This window comes from Streptomyces umbrinus (assembly GCF_030817415.1).
Taxonomy (GTDB): Bacteria; Actinomycetota; Actinomycetes; order Streptomycetales; family Streptomycetaceae; genus Streptomyces; species Streptomyces umbrinus_A.
Genome location: NZ_JAUSZI010000002.1, coordinates 411,466 through 429,155, shown reverse-complemented (window position 1 = coordinate 429,155; position 17,690 = coordinate 411,466). Strand labels below are relative to the sequence as shown.

Here is a 17,690-nt window from a genome sequence, read left to right as displayed (position 1 = left end):
GGCGACGCAAGCGGTCCTCGGACACCGTGGCCGCGTACGTGTTCCTGGCGCCGGCGGTCATCGGCTTCACGGCGTTCGTCCTCTACCCGCTGTTCCGGTCCGCCTACTTCGCGCTGACCAGCTACAACGGCCTGTCGGACCCGGAGTTCATCGGCCTCGACAACTTCCGCAGGATGTTCACCACCGACCCGTCCTTCTGGCCGTCGGTGCGCGCCACGCTGCTGCTGGTCGTCCTGTACGTGCCGCTGTCGCTGGCCATCGGGCTGGCCCTGGCGGTGTTCTGCAACCAGCGGATGCGGGGTGTCAGCCTGCTGCGGACCCTGTGCTATCTGCCGGTCGTGCTGCCCGTGGTGGCCACGATCACGCTCTGGAAGTTCGTGTTCAACCCCCAAGTCGGCCTGGCAAACCAGGTGTTGGACTGGCTCCACCTGCCCACCAGTGAGTGGCTGTCGGGTGAGAACTCCGCGATGCCCTCGATCGTGATCGTCATGCTGTGGAGCGTCGGCGCCACGATGATCATCTTCCTCGCCGCGCTCCAGGCGGTCCCCACCGAACTGTACGAAGCGGCCAGGCTCGACGGTGCCGGCCCCCGCACGGTGTTCTTCCGGATCACCCTGCCGCTGATCAGCCCGATCATGGTGCTGCAGGTGGTCCTGCAGATGGTGACGGCGCTTCAGGCGTTCAACCAGCCGAAGATCCTTTCGCCGGACGGCCTGGGCGGTCCCGGGTTCAGCACCAGGACGCTGATGCTGTCGATCTACGGCAACGGCTTCCCCAAACTCGGTCAGGTTTCCCAGTTCGGCTACGCCTCCGCCCAGGTGTGGGTGCTCTTCCTCGTCATCGTCGTCGTGATCGCCGCCACCGCCCGCTTCTCGTCGATTTGGACCTACAGTGACCACGTCTCCTGACGTCACGAGGGCGCCGACGACGGCGCCGACGACAGCCCCGCCGGCGAAGCCGCGCGGCAGGGCCGTACGCACGGCGTCCTGGTACGCCGTCGCGCTGCTGATCAGCTCGGTGATGATCCTGCCCATCCTGTGGATGCTCACGGTTGCGCTGAAGGGCCCCTCGGCGGTCTTCGAGGTCCCGCCGAGACTGCTGCCCCACGAGTTCCACTTCAAGAACTTCATCGACGGGCCGAAGGTCATCCACTTCCCGCGGCTGCTGCTGAACTCCGTCGTCATCACCGGTCTGTCGGTGATCGGCGGCGTGATGACCTCGATGATGGCCGGCTACGCCCTGGCCCGGCTGCGCTTCCCCGGCCGGAAGGTGTGGTTCTACGTCTTCGTCGGCAGCATGCTGCTGCCCCCGGTGGTCGGCATCATCCCGCTGTTCCAGCTGTTCAAGGACATCGGGTGGTACGACACCTGGCTGCCGCTGATCGTCCCGGCCTTCCTGGGCGGCAATCCGCTCTTCATCTTCCTCGCCCGCCAGTACTTCCTGTCGATCCCTCATTCCATCGACGAGGCGGCCAAGGTCGACGGCGCGGGACACGTCCGGATCTTCGTAAGCGTCATGCTCCCGATCACCAAGCCTGCCTGGATAACGATGTCAATCCTGGCCTTCCAGATGTCCTGGAACGACTACCTGAACCCGCTCATCTATCTGTACTCGTCGGAGAAGTGGCCGCTGAGCGTCGGCATGGCCTCTTTCGCCTCCCAGTTCGCAGGCCAGACCCCGGACTGGAACCTCTACATGGCCACCAACCTGCTCTACATGCTCCCGCCACTGGCCGTGTTCTTCGTCGCCCAGCGCTACTTCATCCAGGGCCTGAGCGCTCTGGGCACCGTCAACCAGCGCTGATCCACATCCCGACCCACCAACGAGCCGTGTACCAGCCAGGTATCAGGAGGCCATGATGAAACGATTGATCCGTCTCGCCGGAGCGTTGCTGACGGCGGGGGGACTGCTCGCGACGGCGGCCTGCGGCGGCTCGTCCGGAGAGCAGTCGGACGGCAAGGCGACGGTCACCCTCATGACCTGGGAGTCCGCTGCCACCAACAAGGCCATCGACCAGGCGCTGACCGGCTTTCACGACCCGAACATCACGGTCAAGCGCATCGACACCCCCAACGGCAACTACAGCGACAAACTCGCGGCCCTGACCCAGGCCAAGAAACTGCCCGACCTGTTCTGGTGCGGCAACGACACCGAGCAGCAGTACACCAACCAGGGCCTGCTCACCGACTGGTCCTCCCGGCTCTCCGGCTCCAGCGACTTCGGCGCGAGCAGCTTCGTCTCGTCCACCATGAAGAACTGGAAGACCGCCGACGGCAAGATCGGCGGTGTTCCCTCGCTGCTGAACACCTACGGCATCTGGTATGACATCGACGCCTTCAAGACCGCCGGCATCACCGTGCCCGCCACCGGGTGGACCTGGGACCAGATGTTCGACGCCGCCGCCGAACTGCACGCGAAGGGCGCCAAGTACGGCCTGGTCGCCGACGCGTTGACCTCCACGGACGGCCCCTTCTCTCTCAGCACGTACGCGCTGTCCGCGGGGGGCGCGCCGTTCGCCGACTCGGTCCACCAGCCCACGAAGACGACCATCGACGCGACGTACACCGAAGGCGTCCGCAAGGTCGTGGCGGGGATCAAGAGCGGGGCCATCGCACCGCCCGGCTACGACATCAGCAACCAGCAGGCGCTGTTCGCCTCCGGGCAGATCCCGATGCTGTGGAGCGGCCAGTGGCTTGCCGCCGGCTTCCTCACCGACAAGCCGAAGATCAAGTACGGGTTCGCGCCCCTTCCCCAGGTGACCAGGCCGGCCACCCTGTACGACGCCGTGGGCATCTGCACCCCGTCGTACACCCAGAACGCGGACGCCACCTTCAAGGTCCTCAAGTACCTCGACTCCACCGTGTGGACCAAGGTGCTGCCCGACTCCCCGGTCGCGGCCCCGGCCTACCTCTCGGCCCAGAAGTCCTACTTCGGCGCCCTCGACAAGTCCGGCCAGACGACGGTCGCGTCCACGGTCAAGGAGGGACTGAACACGCAGACCACCATCGGCGTGCGCTTCACCACCCAGTGGGCCAGCCAGTCGAACGACCTGATCACCGCGTACTGGCCGGACATCCTCAACGGCAAGAAGCCGCTCTCCGACCTCCAGACGATGACCGACAAGATCAACGATGTGATCAAGAGCAACGGTTAGCGCCGCGGACCGAGCGGCGGGCCGGGACCAGAAACGTATCCTGAGGGCGGTCCCGGCCCCGGTACGCGATGGAAGGTTGGTCTTCAACTCACGTGAGCAGTCGTCCCCCGCGCCACCAGAACGCCAGGCCCACGATGCGCGATGTCGCGGAGCGTGCCGGAGTCGCCGTCGTCACCGTCTCCCGCGTCGTCAACGGCATCGGAACGGTCCGCGAGGAGACGGCCGAGCGGGTGAACGCGGCTATCAGCGCCATCGGTTACCAGCGCAACGAGATCGCGCGCTCGCTGCGTCCCGGACAGAACTCGATGACCATCGGGCTGCTGCTCGGCGACCTGACCAACCCGTTCTACGCGTCCCTGGCCAAGGCCGCCGTCGAAGTGGCCAACAGGGCCGGCTACGCGGTCCTCCTCAGCACGGCCGACGAGGACCCGGAGGTCGAACGCCGCGCCGTGGGCGAGCTCATCGGACGACGCGTCGCCGGGCTCATCATCGTCCCCGACCAGGGCGACCACGCGTTCCTCAACGAGATCAACGGCCATGACCACGTGCCCATCGTCTTCGTGGACCGGCCGGCCACCGGCGCCGAGGCCGACGTCGTGCTCGTCGACAACGAGGACGGCGGACACAAGGCCACCCAGCACCTCATCGACCAGGGTCACCGCCGGATCGCCATTCTCGTCGCCCCCTCCTACTACAGCACCGGCCGACGGCTGCGCGGCTACCGCAAGGCCCTCCGCCGCAGTGGCATCAGCCCCGACAACGACCTGGTCGTCACCCTGAGCCGCGGCACCGCCGAGGAGGCCGAGTCCGCCACCCACACCCTGCTCACCTCCGACCGTCCACCCACCGCGGTCTTCTCCACCACGGGATTCCTCACCGAGGGCGTCCTACGCGCTTGCCGGCAGCTCCAGACCACCGTCGCGGTCGTCGGCTTCGACGACTTCAAACTGGCCGACATGCTCCCTACTCCGGTCACCGTGGTCACCTCCGACACCGAGGAACTCGGCCGCCATGCCGCCCACCTTCTGCTGGACCGCATCAACGGCGACGACGCCCCCTCCCGCCGTGTCGTCCTCCCGGTCCAGCTGATCGCGCGCGGCACGGGAGAGATCGGGCACCCGTAGTCAGTAGAGCGTCCGCCACTTGGCGCGGGGCCACGCGAGCACGGCATAGATCTGCGCGAATGCCGCCTGCTGGATCGCTTCCGTACCGCCGGCCGCGTTGAAGTGCACGAGGCCGGTGGCGGGGTCGCGCATCGTGGACCACACCTGGTCGGCGTAGTCGGCCATCGCCTGGTGGTACTTGTCCTTCTTGGTCGCCGACTCCAGGAGCAGCAGGTTCTTGAAGAAGATCGAGTTGAAGAACACGGGCTGCGCGAACAGCCGCCCCTGCGTGACGTAGTAGTCGTACGCGGCCTCGGCGATCCGCTCGGCCCGGCGCAGATAGGCGCGGTCGCGGGTGACCTCGTAGAGGAGAACGTTGACGCCGACCGGCACGCCCTGGTTGTAGGACCAGACGGTCTTCTCGACGGTGCCCTTGAGGTCGAGGTGGTCCCAGTACAGGCCGTCGGGGCGCTGCAGATGCGTGTTCGTCCAGTCGTAGAAGCGTCTCGCCCAGTTCAGATAGTCGGCCTCGCCGGTGATCTGGTGCAGGCGCAGGGCGAGTTGGGCACCCGGCATGTTCGAGACGGTGTTGCGGTCGTGGCTCCAGTCGGCCTGGGTCCAGAAGACGCCGCCGGGTGCGGCGTGGCTCGTATCGGTGTCCCAGCCGGACCTGACCAGGGCGAAGATCTCCTTCGCGCGTGCCAGAGCGGCGGTGTCCCCGGTCTGCAGATGGCGCTGGACCTTCGCCAGGCCGACCCATTCGTTGTCGTCGTAGAACATGTCGCCGCCCGTGCCGTACGGGGCGACGGGGTAGGAGTCGTATCCGGGAAGCCCGGTCGTGCCTCCGCCGGCGTTCCAGAAGTGCTCCTGCGCTTTCGACCGTCGGGCCAGTTCCGGCTCGTACGTCGCGTCCACGGCCGTGAGGTCGAGTGCGGCGATGTGCACCTGGGAGAAGGGCCATTCGTACGAGTAGGGCTTGTCGTCGGCGGCCGACGGATACTGCTCGCGGACCAGCCCGGAACCGTCCTTCGTGCCGAAGTGTCTCTCGATCGCGGAGTACGCGGCGATGGCACGCGACAGCGCCCGGGCCGGACCCGAGCGTTCCGCTGCGGCTGCCGGTGCGGTGGCCATCGCTGTCATCGCGGCCAGGCCGGAACCGACCATCACTCGCCGAGAGGGAAAGTTGGGCATGGGGAGCGCCTCCAAAGGCTGCGGCTATGGAAACGTTGTCATTGACCCATTGGATCGTCAACGCTTCTGGCAGCACGAGTAGTTCATCCCTGCGACAGTCTGGTCCGGACGAGCTGATGGGGTGGGCGTGTGCCGCCGCCGGGACGCCGGGGATGACCATCTCCCTTCAGATGCGATACCACCGTCCCGTTCCTCTGCGGACACCCCTGCGCGTGCACGCCCAGGTCACCGGAGCCGAGAACCGCAAGATCTCAGTGGCCGGCTCCATCGCCACCGAAGAGGACCCCTCCACACTCCTGGTGGCGGCGGGCGGCATCTTCGTGTCACCGGACCCCGCCCGCGCCCGTGCTCTGTTCCCGAGCCTGCGCGGCACTTGACGGTTGCTGACGGGTGCCGGATCAGACGTTGCGGCGGTACTGGCCCCCCACCTCGAAGAAGGCGTCGGTGATCTGCTGGAGCGAGCAGACCCGGGCGGTCTCCATGAGGACGGCAAAGACGTTGTCACCGCTCACGGCGGCGTCCTTGAGGGCGGCCAGGGCCGCGTGGGCCGGGTCGCGGTGGCGGGACTGGTAGTCGCGCACACGCTCCAGCTGGGACTGCTTCTCGTCCTCCGTGGCTCGGGCCAGCTCGATGACGACGGGTTCGGCGGTGTCCGCGTGCGGGTTGCGGAAGGTGTTGACGCCGATGAGGGGAAGGGTGCCGTCGTGCTTGCGCTGCTCGTAGAGCATCGACTCGTCCTGGATGCGGCCGCGCTGATAGCCGGTCTCCATGGCGCCGAGCACGCCACCCCGCTCGCTGATCCGCTCGAACTCCTGGAGGACGGACTCTTCGACCAGATCGGTGAGTTCGTCGATGATGAACGAGCCCTGGAGGGGGTTCTCGTTCATGGCCAGACCCCATTCCCTGTTGATGATCAACTGGATGGCCAGGGCCCGGCGGACGGAGTCCTCGGTGGGGGTGGTCACGGCCTCGTCGTAGGCGTTGGTGTGCAGGCTGTTGCAGTTGTCGTAGATGGCGATGAGCGCCTGCAGAGTGGTGCGGATGTCGTTGAAGTCCATCTCCTGGGCGTGCAGGGAGCGTCCTGAGGTCTGGACGTGGTACTTCAGCTTCTGGCTGCGCTCGTTGGCCCCGTACTTCTCCTTCATCGCGACGGCCCAGATCCGGCGGGCGACCCGGCCCAGGACCGAGTACTCCGGGTCCATGCCGTTGGAGAAGAAGAACGACAGGTTGGGGGCGAAATCGTCGATGTTCATGCCCCGCGCGAGGTAGGCCTCCACGTAGGTGAAGCCGTTGGCGAGGGTGAAGGCGAGCTGGCTGATGGGGTTCGCCCCGGCCTCGGCGATGTGGTAGCCGGAGATGGACACCGAGTAGAAGTTGCGGACCTTGTTGGCGATGAACCACTCCTGGATGTCGGCCATCATCCGCAGGGAGAACTCGGTGGAGAACAGGCAGGTGTTCTGTCCCTGGTCCTCCTTGAGGATGTCGGCCTGCACCGTGCCGCGCACGTTCGCCAGTGCGTGGGCACTCAGTTCGGTCGTCTCCTCGGGGGAGGGGTCACGGCCCTCGGCGGTACGGAACCTTTCGACCTGCTGGTCGATGGCGGTGTTCAGGAAGAACGCGAGCACGGTGGGGGCCGGGCCGTTGATCGTCATCGACACCGAGGTCGTCGGCGCGATCAGGTCGAAGCCGTCGTAGAGCGTCTTCATGTCGTCCAGGGTCGCGACCGACACGCCGGACGTGCCGACCTTGCCGTAGATGTCGGGACGCTCGTCAGGGTCACGGCCGTAGAGCGTGACCGAGTCGAAGGCGGTGGACAGCCGGGTGGCGGGCTGGCCCTCGGACAGCAGCTTGAAGCGTCGGTTGGTGCGGAACGGATCTCCCTCGCCGGCGAACATCCGCGCCGGGTCCTCACCGTCGCGCTTGAAGGGGAACACCCCGGCGGCGAACGGGAAGTGGCCGGGCAGGTTCTCGCGGCGCCAGAACCGCACCAGCTCCCCGTGATCGGTGAACCGGGGCAGTGAGACGCGCGGGATCTTGTTGCCCGAAAGCGACTCACGCGTCAGCTGGGTGCGGATCTCCTTGTCCCGCGCTTTCACGACCAACTCGTCGCCGGAGTACGAGGCCACGACGGCGGGCCAATTCGCGATCTGCTCCCTGACGTCCTGCGGGAGCTGCTTGCGGGCGCCGTCGAGCAGCGACTGGACGTTCCCCGCTTCGGAGCCGGCCGCGAGCAGCTCACCCTCGACCGCTTCCAGGCGCTGAACCCGCCGGGCGGCCTCGGCCAGCAGCTCGGTGGCGGCGTGGTACCCGCGGACCGAGTCGGTGATCTCGGCGAGGTAGCGCACCCGGTCCGCGGGAACGACCTGCCGGATGCCGGAGGAGTGGCGCACGTCGACCGGCGCCAGCGTGCCCTCGGACAACGGCAACCCGTGCTCGGCCAGCGCCGCCTTCACGTACTGGTAGAGCGCGGTGACACCGTCGTCGTTGAACGTGGCCGCCGAGGTGCCGATGACCGGCATGTCCTGGGGCCCCTTCCCGAACGCCTCGCGGTTACGGACCAGTTGGCGTCCCACGTCGCGCAGCGCGTCCTTGGCACCGCGCCGCTCGAACTTGTTGATCGCCACGACGTCGGCGAAGTCGAGCATGTCGATCTTCTCGAGCTGCGAGGCGGCGCCGAACTCCGGCGTCATCACGTACATCGAGGTGTCCACGAACGGCACGATCGCCGCGTCGCCCTGGCCGATGCCCGGCGTCTCGACGATCACCAGGTCGAAACCGGCGGCCTTGACCACGTCGATCACCTCGGAAAGGTGCTCGGGCAGCTCGTGGCTGCCCCGGGTGGCGAGGCTCCGGAAGAAGATCCGGTTCCCGTCGAGGGAGTTCATCCGGATCCGGTCACCGAGCAGCGCACCACCGCCACGACGGCGGGTCGGGTCGACCGCGATCACCGCGATCCGCAGCTTGTCCTGCTGGTCGAGACGGAACCGGCGCACCAACTCGTCGGTGAGCGACGACTTGCCCGAACCGCCGGTGCCGGTGATGCCGACCACCGGCGTGCTGCGTACGGCCCCGGCGGCACGCAACTGCTCCACGAGATCCGCGGGCAGCTTGCCGAGTTCCGCACCCGTGATCGCGCGGGCGATCGCGAACCGGTCGCCCGCGAGGACGGCGGCCACGTCGGCGGGCTTGCCGTCCCAGAGGTCGAAGTCGCAGTCCTTCACCACCGTGTTGACCATCCCGGCGAGGCCCATGCGCTGGCCGTCCTCCGGGGAGAAGATGGTCACCCCGCTGTTGCGCAGCCGGGTGATCTCCTCGGGCACGATGACGCCGCCCCCGCCGCCCACCACGCGCACGTGCTCGGCTCCCTGCCGGCGCAGCGAGTCGACCAGGTACTCGAAGTACTCCACGTGCCCGCCCTGGTAGGACGAGACCGCCACACCGTGTGCGTCCTCCTCGAGGGCCGCGTCCACGACCTCCTGCACCGACCGGTTGTGCCCGAGATGGATCACCTCGGCCCCTTGGGACTGGAAGATCCGCCGCATGATGTTGATCGACGCGTCATGCCCGTCGAACAGCGCCGACGCGGTGACCAGACGGATGGGGTGCACGGGGCGGTGCAGGTCGCTCATGGGGGCCTTCCCAGACAGGTCAGGGGAACGCTGACTGATTAAATAGTAGGACGTCCTAGTAAATTACAGGAGGCGAGGGCGGTGTGAGCAGAAGCACAGGGCGCGCGCGAGTCGTCTCGGCGTCTTGAGAGCCCCTCTTGAGAGCCCCCTGCCGGAGCCCGCGCAGGCTACAGGCCCGCCGACCACCGACCGCCGACCGGCACGGTGATCACGTCGGCCGATCCGTCCAGCCCGATGGGGGACGCCACGGCTGTCCCGCTCAGCGCTAGTTTTCACCCATGAGCCGCCGCGACGTGCCACACGCCTTCACCGCGGTCGACAGCCAAGCCCGGCCGGCCGAGCTCGTCGAGGTCCTGAAGCGGCTGACCGCCGAGCCGTTCTACGGGGCCTACAAACAGCGGTTGCGAGAACTCCTGCATGCTCGTCCCGGCGGCCGATTCCTCGACGTGGGCGCCGGAGCGGGGGACGGTGCGCTGGCTCTGAGCGCCGAATCGGGAGCACGGGTCGTCGGAGCGGACACTTCCCTGACGATGGCCACCACGATGAAGGGGGCGGGCCTCGGACACGTAGTCGTGGCGGACGGGCACCGTCTCCCGTTCCGGGACCCGTGCTTCGACGGCGCCTGGGCGGATCGCGTGCTCCAGCACGTGGAGGATCCGGCGCGGGTCGTCGACGAGATGTCCCGCGTGGTCCGCCCAGGCGGCCGGATCGTACTGGCCGACCCCGACTACGCCACCCAGGTCCTCGACATCGAGGACCAGCACCTCGCAGCCCAGGTGCTGCGCTTCCGCGCCGAGGCCAACCTGCGCAACGGCACGCTGGCGCATCGACATGCCGGCATGCTCGCCGCCCGCGCCCTGGAAGACATCGCGGTGGAAGCCCACACCCTCGTCGTCCGCGACCCGACGGCGGTCGACAACGTGATGGGACTCCGAAGCTGGGCCCACACCGCTGCCGCCCGCGGACACCTCGACGCTGCCGACGCCGACCGGTTCGTCGCCCAGTTCGATCAAGCGGTCCGCACCGGACGCTTCACCTACGCCGTCACGTTCTTCCTGACTTCAGGGACGTTGCCGATCTCAGGGGGCTCTCGCAGTACACGCGGTACTGCCAGGGAATGATGGGGCTGTCGTCCGCGCCCGGTTTGCACGAGAGGAATCCTATGAAGCCCACAGCCGACCTCTACGACGAGCACGGGGACGACCTCCAGTCGTGCACCACCCAGTTCCGGCTCTTCGGTGCCCGGACATCGTTCGAGGGTGCCGTCACGACCGTGCGATGCCACGAGGACAACGTGATCCTCAAGGCCACCCTCGGTGAGCCCGGCGCGGGGCGGGTGCTCGTAGTCGACGGCGGCGGTTCGCTGGGCGCCGCTCTGATGGGCGATCTCATCGCGGACCTGGGCGCGTCCAGCGGCTGGGAGGGTGTCGTCATCAATGGCGCCGTCCGCGATGTCGAGGCACTGTCGAAGATCAACATTGGTGTGAAGGCCCTCGGATCCAACCCCCGGAAGAGCCGTAAGGAGGGTGTCGGGGACAGGGACGTCGAGGTTTCCTTCGGCGGAGTGACGTTCAAGCCCGGCTGCCACCTCTACAGCGACACCGACGGGATCCTTGTCACTCGCGCATAGGGCGCTGCTCGCCTTGCTCCCGTCGCCCGTCCGGCGCACGCTGGTGTCATGGGCGAGCACGACGGCCCCACCCTCATCACGTCCGTCCAGCGGGCCTTCCGCCTCCTGGAGGCCGTCAGCGCGCACCAGAACGGGGCACCGGCGAAGCAGCTGGCACGCGAGACGGGCCTGCCCCTGGCCACCGCTTACCACCTGCTGCGGACGCTGGTCCACGACGGATACCTGCGGAAACTGGACGACGGCGGCTTCGTCCTGGGCGACAAGCTGCAGGTGATGCAGAGCACGGGGCGTGGTCAGGCGCTGCTCAGCCGTGTCCGCCCCACGCTCGCCGCGCTGCGCGACGAGCTCACGACCGCCGCCTACCTCACCTTCTACGAGGAGGGCGAGATCCGGGTCGCCGAGATCGTCGACGGCCCCCGGGCGCCCCGCGTCGACCTCTGGGTGGGCTTCGAGGACGCGGGCCACGCCACCGCGCTGGGCAAGGCCGTGCTCAGGGAGCTGGATGAGGAGAACCGCAAGGACTACCTCTCCAGGCACCACCTCGCCGACCTCACACCGCGGACGATCACCAGCAGGCCGGAACTGCTCAGGCGTCTGGACACCTCACCCGTGGCCCCAGCGGTCACGGACCTGGAGGAGTACGCCCTGGGCACGGTCTGCGTCGCTGTGCCCGTCTACAGCGGGGACACGCTCGGCTCGCTCGGTGTCTCGATGCCGGTGGACCGGCTTTCCCGGCTGCAGGACATCCGGGAGCGGCTGATTCCGACCGCGAACCGCGTGACCAGGAGCCTGTCGCTCACTATCTGAAAATCCGCTTCTTGTGACGTCCGCGCCAACACCGTTTCCTGGATGAAACCGACATTCCAGGAATGTGCGCCGTGCACAGGTGAGGACAGCGGACGAAGTATGAGTCAGGCCCGTGATCATGGCGGAAACCACTGGTCCATACGGACACTCAGGAACCGGGTCACCGATCCCGGGGCTTCGGCACGCGGCCGGGCCACCGCGCGGCTTGCCGTCGGGATGCCCGTACTGCACGCACTGCCCGTGCTCATCGTCTCCGTCGTCGTGCTCGCGGACTTCGCCGGCGGAGCCGGGATGGTCTGGCTGCCCCTTCTCGCGGCCGGGCCCGCGCTGGCCGCCACCACGAACGGGCCGCGCGGTGTCGTGTGCGTCGGTGTCCTCGCCGCGGTCCTCGGCGCGACGCTCGGCACCCGGGACGGCGTTCCGGGCGGCCAGCTTGCAGCCGTACTGTCCGCCCTGGCCGCCGTCACCGTGGCGAGTGGCCTGGCCAGCGCGCTGCGCGGGCGCCGTGACCGGGTGCTCGCCGCCGTCCGCTCGGTCGCGGAGACCGCCCAGCACGCGCTCCTCAAGCCCGTACCGGCGACCGTCGGCCCGTTCCAGGTGGCCGTCCGCTACAGCGCCGCGGCGGCCGAGGCCCGTATCGGCGGGGATCTCTACGCACTGATACCGACCCCGTACGGAGTGCGGCTGATCGTCGGCGATGTGCGGGGCAAGGGGCTGCCGGCCGTGGGTACCGCTGCTCTGGTGCTCGGTGTCTTCCGTGAGGCCGCCTACGACGAGCCCGACCTCTTGGCCGTCATAGACAGGATCGAGCGGAGCCTGGCGCGCAACCTCGGTTGCGACGACTTCGTCACCGCCGTGGTCGCCGGTTACTCACAGGCAGGGCAGCTGGAGGTCGTGAACTGCGGACACGCGCCTCCGCTGCTGATACGCGCGTCCGGAGGCGTCGAGGCGGTGGAGCCCACGCATCCGGCCCCGCCCCTCGGCCTGCGCGCCCTCACGAAGCACACCCCCGCCCTGGAGATCCTGCCGTTCACGGACGGGGATCAGCTGCTGCTCTACACCGACGGCGTCACCGAGGCCCGCGACCGCGGCCGTGAGTTCTACCAGCTCGCCGATGGGCTGGCACGCCACGTGTCCGACGAGCCGGCCCGCACCCTCACCGCGCTGCATGACGAACTGCTGGCCCATGTCGGCGGTCGGCTGCACGACGACGCGGCGCTGCTCCTGATCCGCAAACCGACGGTCCGGGAAGTGGTCGTTCCCGAACCGACGGTCTGCGGAGCGAGTGGAGCCACCGGTTCCGAAGCGGCCGTTACTCTCCCGACGGCGCCGTCAGTGTGACGCCGAGGGCCACCGGTGTGCCGAAGTTCGGCGTGTCGTCGGCGTTCCAGGTGAACTTCTGCGCCCGGGTGGACCGGTTCATGTCGCAGCCACCGCCCGCGGAGTTGTTCGCGTGGTAGACGATCCAGTCCTCGGTCCCGTCGGGCGACTTGAAGAAGCCGTTGTGGCCGGGGCCGTACACACCGTTGGCGTTGGACCGCTGGAAGACCGGGTTCGGTGACTTGACCCAGGAGGAGGAGTTGAGCGGGTCACCTCCGTTGTACGTGAGCATCCCCAGCTTGTAGTCGGGCGTGGAGCAGTGACTGGCGGAGTAGACGATGTACGTCTTGCCGCCCCGCTGGAGGACCTCGGCGCCCTCGTTGACCGCGCCGCCCACCGTCTCCCAGCTGTAGGTGGGAGTGGACAGCACCCGGCGCGTGCCGCTCGCGGTCCACGGGTTCGACAGCGGCCGGATGAACATCGGCTGCGAGCCGTTGTAGAACGTGCCGAGGAGATAGAGCTGACCGTTCAACTGCAGGATGCCCGGGTCCAGTTCCCAGGTGTTGTCCTGGGTCGGGTCGAGGAGGTCGGCCTTGAAGCTGTAGGGGCCCATCGGGTCCAGGCCCGCGCTCTCCAGGACGTGGATCCGCTGGGTGCCCAGGTCGTACGGTTCCCGCCCGGCCGTGTAGTAGAAGTACCACCGCTTCCCGTTGGGACCGTCGAGCAGATGGAACTCCGGGGCCCACATCGTGCCGGCGCCATTGGGTCTGGTGAGGTTGAAGATCACTTGGTCGGTGGCCGTGGCGAGGCCCGCCAGGGTGCCGGCCTTGCGCATGGTGACCGTCGAGTTCCAGGTGGTTGTGGCGAGGTAGTAGTACCCGTCGTGGTACGTGAGCCAGGGGTCGGGTCCGCGCTGCGAGAGCGGATTGGTGAACGTGCCCGGGCTCGTGCCGCCGCCGGTGAAGCCGGGCAGACGCCACACCCTGCCGTTCCCCGTACCGCACGGCAGCTGCACCAGGCCCGTGTTCGAGGCCGACGAACCGCCGCTCGGCACGACGCACTTGCCGGAGCCGACGGAGACGAGGTTGAACGTCCTGTCGGTTCCGCCGACGGTCACGGGCACGAGCCGCCACTGCTGGTTCGTTCCGTTGTGGCAGGTCCACTGGATGATCGTGGCGTTGTCCGCGGTGGACGCGCCGTACACGTCGACACACTGGCCGGAGGCATGCGTACTGATCGTGTAGGTGTCGGCCGTCCCCGCGACCGGGGTGAAGCCGAAGGACTGGCCGGCACCGGAGGCACATGTGCCGGCGCGGAGCTGTGTTCCGTTGGTCGTCGAACTGCCTGGTACATCAAGACAGTTGGCGCCGTTCTGGTTCACCCCCGTCGAGGTGAACGTGACGGCGGCGGCCGCGTGCGGCGGTGCCACCAGGAAGGCGACCACCATGGCGAGCACGGCGGTGAGCACGGACAGGCATCTGGAACGCGTCACTTGGGCACACCCTTCATCGCTTGGCGGTCGAGGCGGGGCCGTACACCTTCGCCTCCAAAAGCCCCACGGAGTTGGTGCCGTTCCCGGTCAGCAGCACCCGTAGCCGCGTAGTGCTCGTGGCGGTGAAGGTGACGGTGTTGTACTGGTTCTTGGCCAGCGGATAGCCGCCCGCACCGGGCACGTCGACGTAGGCGCTGCCGTTCCAGTACTGCAGCTTCCATGAGGCGGGCATGTCGATGCCCTGGTCGTCGTCGAAGAAGTACACCTCGGCCCTGTCGAGGGTCTTCGCGGACGGCCAGGTCAGCTCAGCCCACTGCTGGCCGGTCTCCGGCCAGGTCCCCCAGCGCGGATTCACGGTGTCGTTGGACGACGGCGGATCGATCCCGTCGTTGACCGCGGTGACGGACTCCCAGGATGAGGTGTACGACGCCGAAGTCGCTGCGGATGTGGCCTGGTTGGCCGGTGGTTGTACACCGCCCCTGTTGAACACCTTGACCTCGGTGAGGCCCGTCTTCGCCCCGGACGCGTTGGTGGCCAGGACCCGAATGCGCTGGGCGCTGATCGCCGGGAACTGCACCACGTTGTAGTTGGCCCGCGGCGCGGCCGGACTCTTCGCCTGCCCGGGTGCGCTCACCCATGAACTGCCGTTGTAGTACTGGATGGTGTACGCGGACGGAGCCCGGTAGGTGGTACTGGCCGGGCGGCTGTCCTTGAAGTACAGGCGCACCTCGTTGAGCGTGCGGGCGGCGCCGAGGTTCAGCTCGTACCAGTCCTGGCTGTTGGGGGAGCCGCCCGCACCCCAGAAGGGTTCGTTGGTGGGGTAGCCGTCGACCGCGCCGGAAGCGACGCTGCCGGACCCCGTGTGGGAGGCGGACACGGTCGCCCCGGAGGCGAGATTGGTGAGGTCGGCGGTCAGGTCGACGCCGGCCTTGGCGAGCATGTCGACCATCTGCGGGCTGTCCTGGACGACCTGGTTCGGGGCCTTCAGCCCGGCCACGGACGTGTGGTGGGTGACCGTGCCGCTCGTGGTGACGTCACCGGTGGCCGGGTCCCAGGTGAAGGGCACGAGCGAGCTGACGGTGGCGGCCCTGCTGCCGTTGACGTAGATCGAGTACCCTTCGGGCACGCCGGGGTAGCGCACCACGCCGTCGGCCGGGTCGTCCCAGACGATGGACAGGTCGGCGCCCCGGTAGCGGAGGTTGTTGACGGTGAAGTGGCTCCAGCCGATGTCGATGGGGGAGAGCTCGACCTTGGCGTCGTTGCGGGGCCGCAGACCGGCGACGTCCTCGATCACGGTCCAGTTGCTGCTGCCCAGGATGTTGTGGTGGATCCAGGAGCGGTAGTTGATCGAGCTGCCGTTCCAGTCGGCCCAGAACTCGTTGGCGTCCGGCCACTGGGTGTTGCCGCCGACGTACTGCGCCCAGGTGTTCCAGTACAGGAGCTTCTTGTAGTCGGTCGCGCTCATCCAGGAGTTGGAGTAGTTGCGCAGCACCGACGAGTACAGCCGGAACTGGACGGTCGAGTTGATGGTGGAGAAGTTGTTCGAGCCCGGGTTGCCCGCGTCGGCGGCGGCCTTCTTGTCGACCTGGTTGGCCGTGTAGAACGGGAAGACCGGATACTGGGCCGGGTCGTCGTACAACCGCAGGGCCTGCTTGTACGCCGCTGTGTTGGGGACGGCTCCGACCGAGAACGGGTAGTAGTTGTTGATCTCCTTCCAGGGCACCCATTCGTTGGTCGACTTCACCCGGTGCTCGAACAGCTGCCGGCCCGGGTTCCAGAGCACGTTGACGATGGCGTCCTTGATCTGCGTCGCGAGGGTGCGCATCTCGGTGGCCTTGGCCGTGTTGCCGGTCGCCTCGTAGGCCTGCGCGGCGGCGAGCGCGCCGCTGTACTGGTAGGCGGACTCGGCGCGGTCCATGTTGCCGGGCTTCCAGTGGAAGGAGACCGCGTCGGCGTCGTTGCCCGTCAGGGCACCCCAGTCGTACTCGATGAGCTTGTTGTTGTCGTGGTCGTAGTGCGCGAGCTGTCCCTTGACGTCACCTTCGGCGTAGCGGGCCAGGTTGGCGGCGATGCCCGGCTGGCCGCCGTGGATCTGGTAGCTCTTCCAGGCCGCCTCGGCGATGTACTGGGTGTAGCTGTTGGACCAGTTCTCCGGGTCGCCCGGGTTGTCGAGGAACCGGGCCCCCTTGGAGGTCTGGCCGACGCTCAGCCAGTCCCCGTACGCGTAGGCCGGGTTGCGCAGATACTTCAGGTCGTCGATGTGCATGGGCTGGGTCAGCGCGATCGCGTTGTTGTAGCCGAGGACGCCTTCGGTGGAGGTCGGGAACTGGAAGGTCTGCCCGGGGATGTCGGCGTCGAGGCTGTTGAAGCGCATCAGCCACCAGCGGTAGTAGATGTTCTTCTTGATCGCGCCCTCGGGCACGTCGATATAGGGCACGTTCCGCGCCCACCACAGGTTGTAGGCCCTGACGTGGGTGGCGAACGCGGGGGCGCTGGAGTAACCGGCGTAGGCGTTGTACTCGGTGAGCGACTGGGGGATCTCGTCGGTGACGAAGCCCATGACCACCTTGGTGGTGACGGTGGCCCCGGCCGCGATCGTCACGGACCGGTTGAGGCCGCCGCCGGACACGGCGAAACCGTCGCCGGTCAGCCGCGGGCGGATCGTGGTGAGGTTGTTGTAGGCGTTGACCTGCCCGGTCAGCTCGCTGCCGCTGCCCGTGGTGGCGTACGGGGAAGTGGCCCGTAACTGCAGGGTGGTGGCGCTGCTGCCGTTGTTCTTGATCGACAGGTTGGTCACGGCGACGTTGTTGTCGGTGATGAACTTGGTCTGGTCGACCGTGACCGAACCGCTGGTGTGCACGCTCTTCCAGTGGCTGGGCACCTGCCGGCGCTGGGCGACCTGCTCCGTGAAGGTGCCCGGGCTGATCGCGACGCTGTAGGCGTTCTGGTCGTTGATGCTCTCCCAGTAGGCGACATGGCCGCCGAAGCCGAGCACCGCGGGGTCGTGGGTCTTCATGAACACCGCGCGCCCACGGCTCATCAGCCAAGAGCCCGCCGGGTCGTTGCCCGAGCGGGCCAGGAGGCGGTCCATCCAGAAGTCGGTCCCAGAACTCTCCGCGTCGTAGATGCTCCGCATCATGTCGCCCGGCGTGTAGCCAACGGGCGCGGCCGGGATCGCGGGTCCGCCGAAGGTGGGGAAGCCGATGGTCTGCGCGGCGTGGGCCGGGGTCCCGGCGACGACGGAACAGACGCTGAGCATCAGTGCGACGAGGAGGCATCTCGTGCGCCGACGTCGTACCAGGAGGGCGTGCGGTCTTCTCATCGGAGGCTCCCTGTCCGGTTGACAGCAGGCGGTTGCTCGCGA

At 67.8% G+C, this 17,690-nt stretch carries 13 protein-coding genes; 9 read left to right on the top strand and 4 right to left on the bottom strand.

The window, feature by feature from the left end:
- Positions 1 to 26: 26 nt before the first annotated feature.
- From QF035_RS02605 to QF035_RS02590, 4 genes are all read left to right on the top strand, one after another.
- Positions 27 to 908 (top strand): carbohydrate ABC transporter permease, encoded by an 882-nt coding sequence (locus tag QF035_RS02605; RefSeq protein ID WP_307517852.1) that lies wholly within the window; start codon positions 27 to 29, stop codon positions 906 to 908.
- Positions 892 to 1,803 (top strand): carbohydrate ABC transporter permease, encoded by a 912-nt coding sequence (locus QF035_RS02600; RefSeq protein ID WP_307517850.1) that lies wholly within the window; start codon positions 892 to 894, stop codon positions 1,801 to 1,803. The genes QF035_RS02605 and QF035_RS02600 overlap by 17 nt, the downstream gene beginning before the upstream one ends.
- Positions 1,804 to 1,858: 55 nt before the next feature.
- Positions 1,859 to 3,154, top strand: a complete 1,296-nt coding sequence (locus QF035_RS02595) for an ABC transporter substrate-binding protein (RefSeq protein WP_307517848.1) — start codon at positions 1,859 to 1,861, stop codon at positions 3,152 to 3,154.
- Positions 3,155 to 3,246: 92 nt separating this feature from the next.
- Complete coding sequence (locus QF035_RS02590) at positions 3,247 to 4,278, top strand: LacI family DNA-binding transcriptional regulator (protein WP_307517846.1); 1,032 nt, start codon at positions 3,247 to 3,249, stop codon at positions 4,276 to 4,278.
- On the opposite strand, the gene QF035_RS02585 is transcribed toward QF035_RS02590, so the two are convergent.
- Positions 4,279 to 5,448 carry a glycoside hydrolase family 76 protein gene (locus tag QF035_RS02585; protein WP_307517844.1) on the bottom strand — a complete coding sequence of 390 codons (1,170 nt, stop codon included), beginning with the start codon at positions 5,446 to 5,448 and terminating at the stop codon, positions 4,279 to 4,281.
- 26 nt (positions 5,449 to 5,474) lie between these two features.
- Between QF035_RS02585 and QF035_RS02580 the strand changes: the two genes are divergently transcribed.
- Entirely contained in the window at positions 5,475 to 5,825 is a 351-nt protein-coding gene (locus QF035_RS02580) for a PaaI family thioesterase (protein WP_307517842.1), read from the top strand.
- Positions 5,826 to 5,846: 21 nt separating this feature from the next.
- Here the strand turns inward: QF035_RS02580 and icmF are convergent, their stop codons facing one another.
- Positions 5,847 to 9,077, bottom strand: coding sequence for a fused isobutyryl-CoA mutase/GTPase IcmF (gene icmF, locus QF035_RS02575; protein ID WP_307517841.1), 3,231 nt, complete (start codon positions 9,075 to 9,077; stop codon positions 5,847 to 5,849).
- 278 nt (positions 9,078 to 9,355) lie between these two features.
- On the opposite strand from icmF, the gene QF035_RS02570 reads away from it, so the two are divergent.
- The 4 genes from QF035_RS02570 to QF035_RS02555 all read left to right on the top strand — a co-directional run bounded on the left by QF035_RS02570 (position 9,356) and on the right by QF035_RS02555 (position 12,855).
- Entirely contained in the window at positions 9,356 to 10,198 is an 843-nt protein-coding gene (locus QF035_RS02570; RefSeq protein ID WP_307517840.1) for a methyltransferase domain-containing protein, read from the top strand.
- Between the two features lie 41 nt (positions 10,199 to 10,239).
- Positions 10,240 to 10,707: a ribonuclease E activity regulator RraA gene (gene rraA, locus QF035_RS02565; protein WP_307517839.1), complete on the top strand. Its 468-nt coding sequence runs from the start codon at positions 10,240 to 10,242 to the stop codon at positions 10,705 to 10,707.
- A 48-nt stretch (positions 10,708 to 10,755) separates the two neighbouring features.
- Positions 10,756 to 11,514 (top strand): IclR family transcriptional regulator, encoded by a 759-nt coding sequence (locus tag QF035_RS02560; protein WP_307517838.1) that lies wholly within the window; start codon positions 10,756 to 10,758, stop codon positions 11,512 to 11,514.
- A gap of 99 nt (positions 11,515 to 11,613) precedes the next feature.
- A complete protein-coding gene (locus QF035_RS02555; RefSeq protein ID WP_373466598.1) occupies positions 11,614 to 12,855 on the top strand; it encodes a PP2C family protein-serine/threonine phosphatase in 1,242 nt (413 codons plus the stop codon).
- Here the strand turns inward: QF035_RS02555 and QF035_RS02550 are convergent.
- Both QF035_RS02550 and QF035_RS02545 read right to left on the bottom strand, forming a co-directional pair.
- A complete protein-coding gene (locus QF035_RS02550; RefSeq protein WP_307517837.1) occupies positions 12,827 to 14,326 on the bottom strand; it encodes a family 43 glycosylhydrolase in 1,500 nt (499 codons plus the stop codon). The genes QF035_RS02555 and QF035_RS02550 overlap by 29 nt on opposite strands.
- Positions 14,327 to 14,339: 13 nt before the next feature.
- Entirely contained in the window at positions 14,340 to 17,648 is a 3,309-nt protein-coding gene (locus QF035_RS02545) for a discoidin domain-containing protein (protein WP_307517836.1), read from the bottom strand.
- Positions 17,649 to 17,690: the final 42 nt, after the last annotated feature.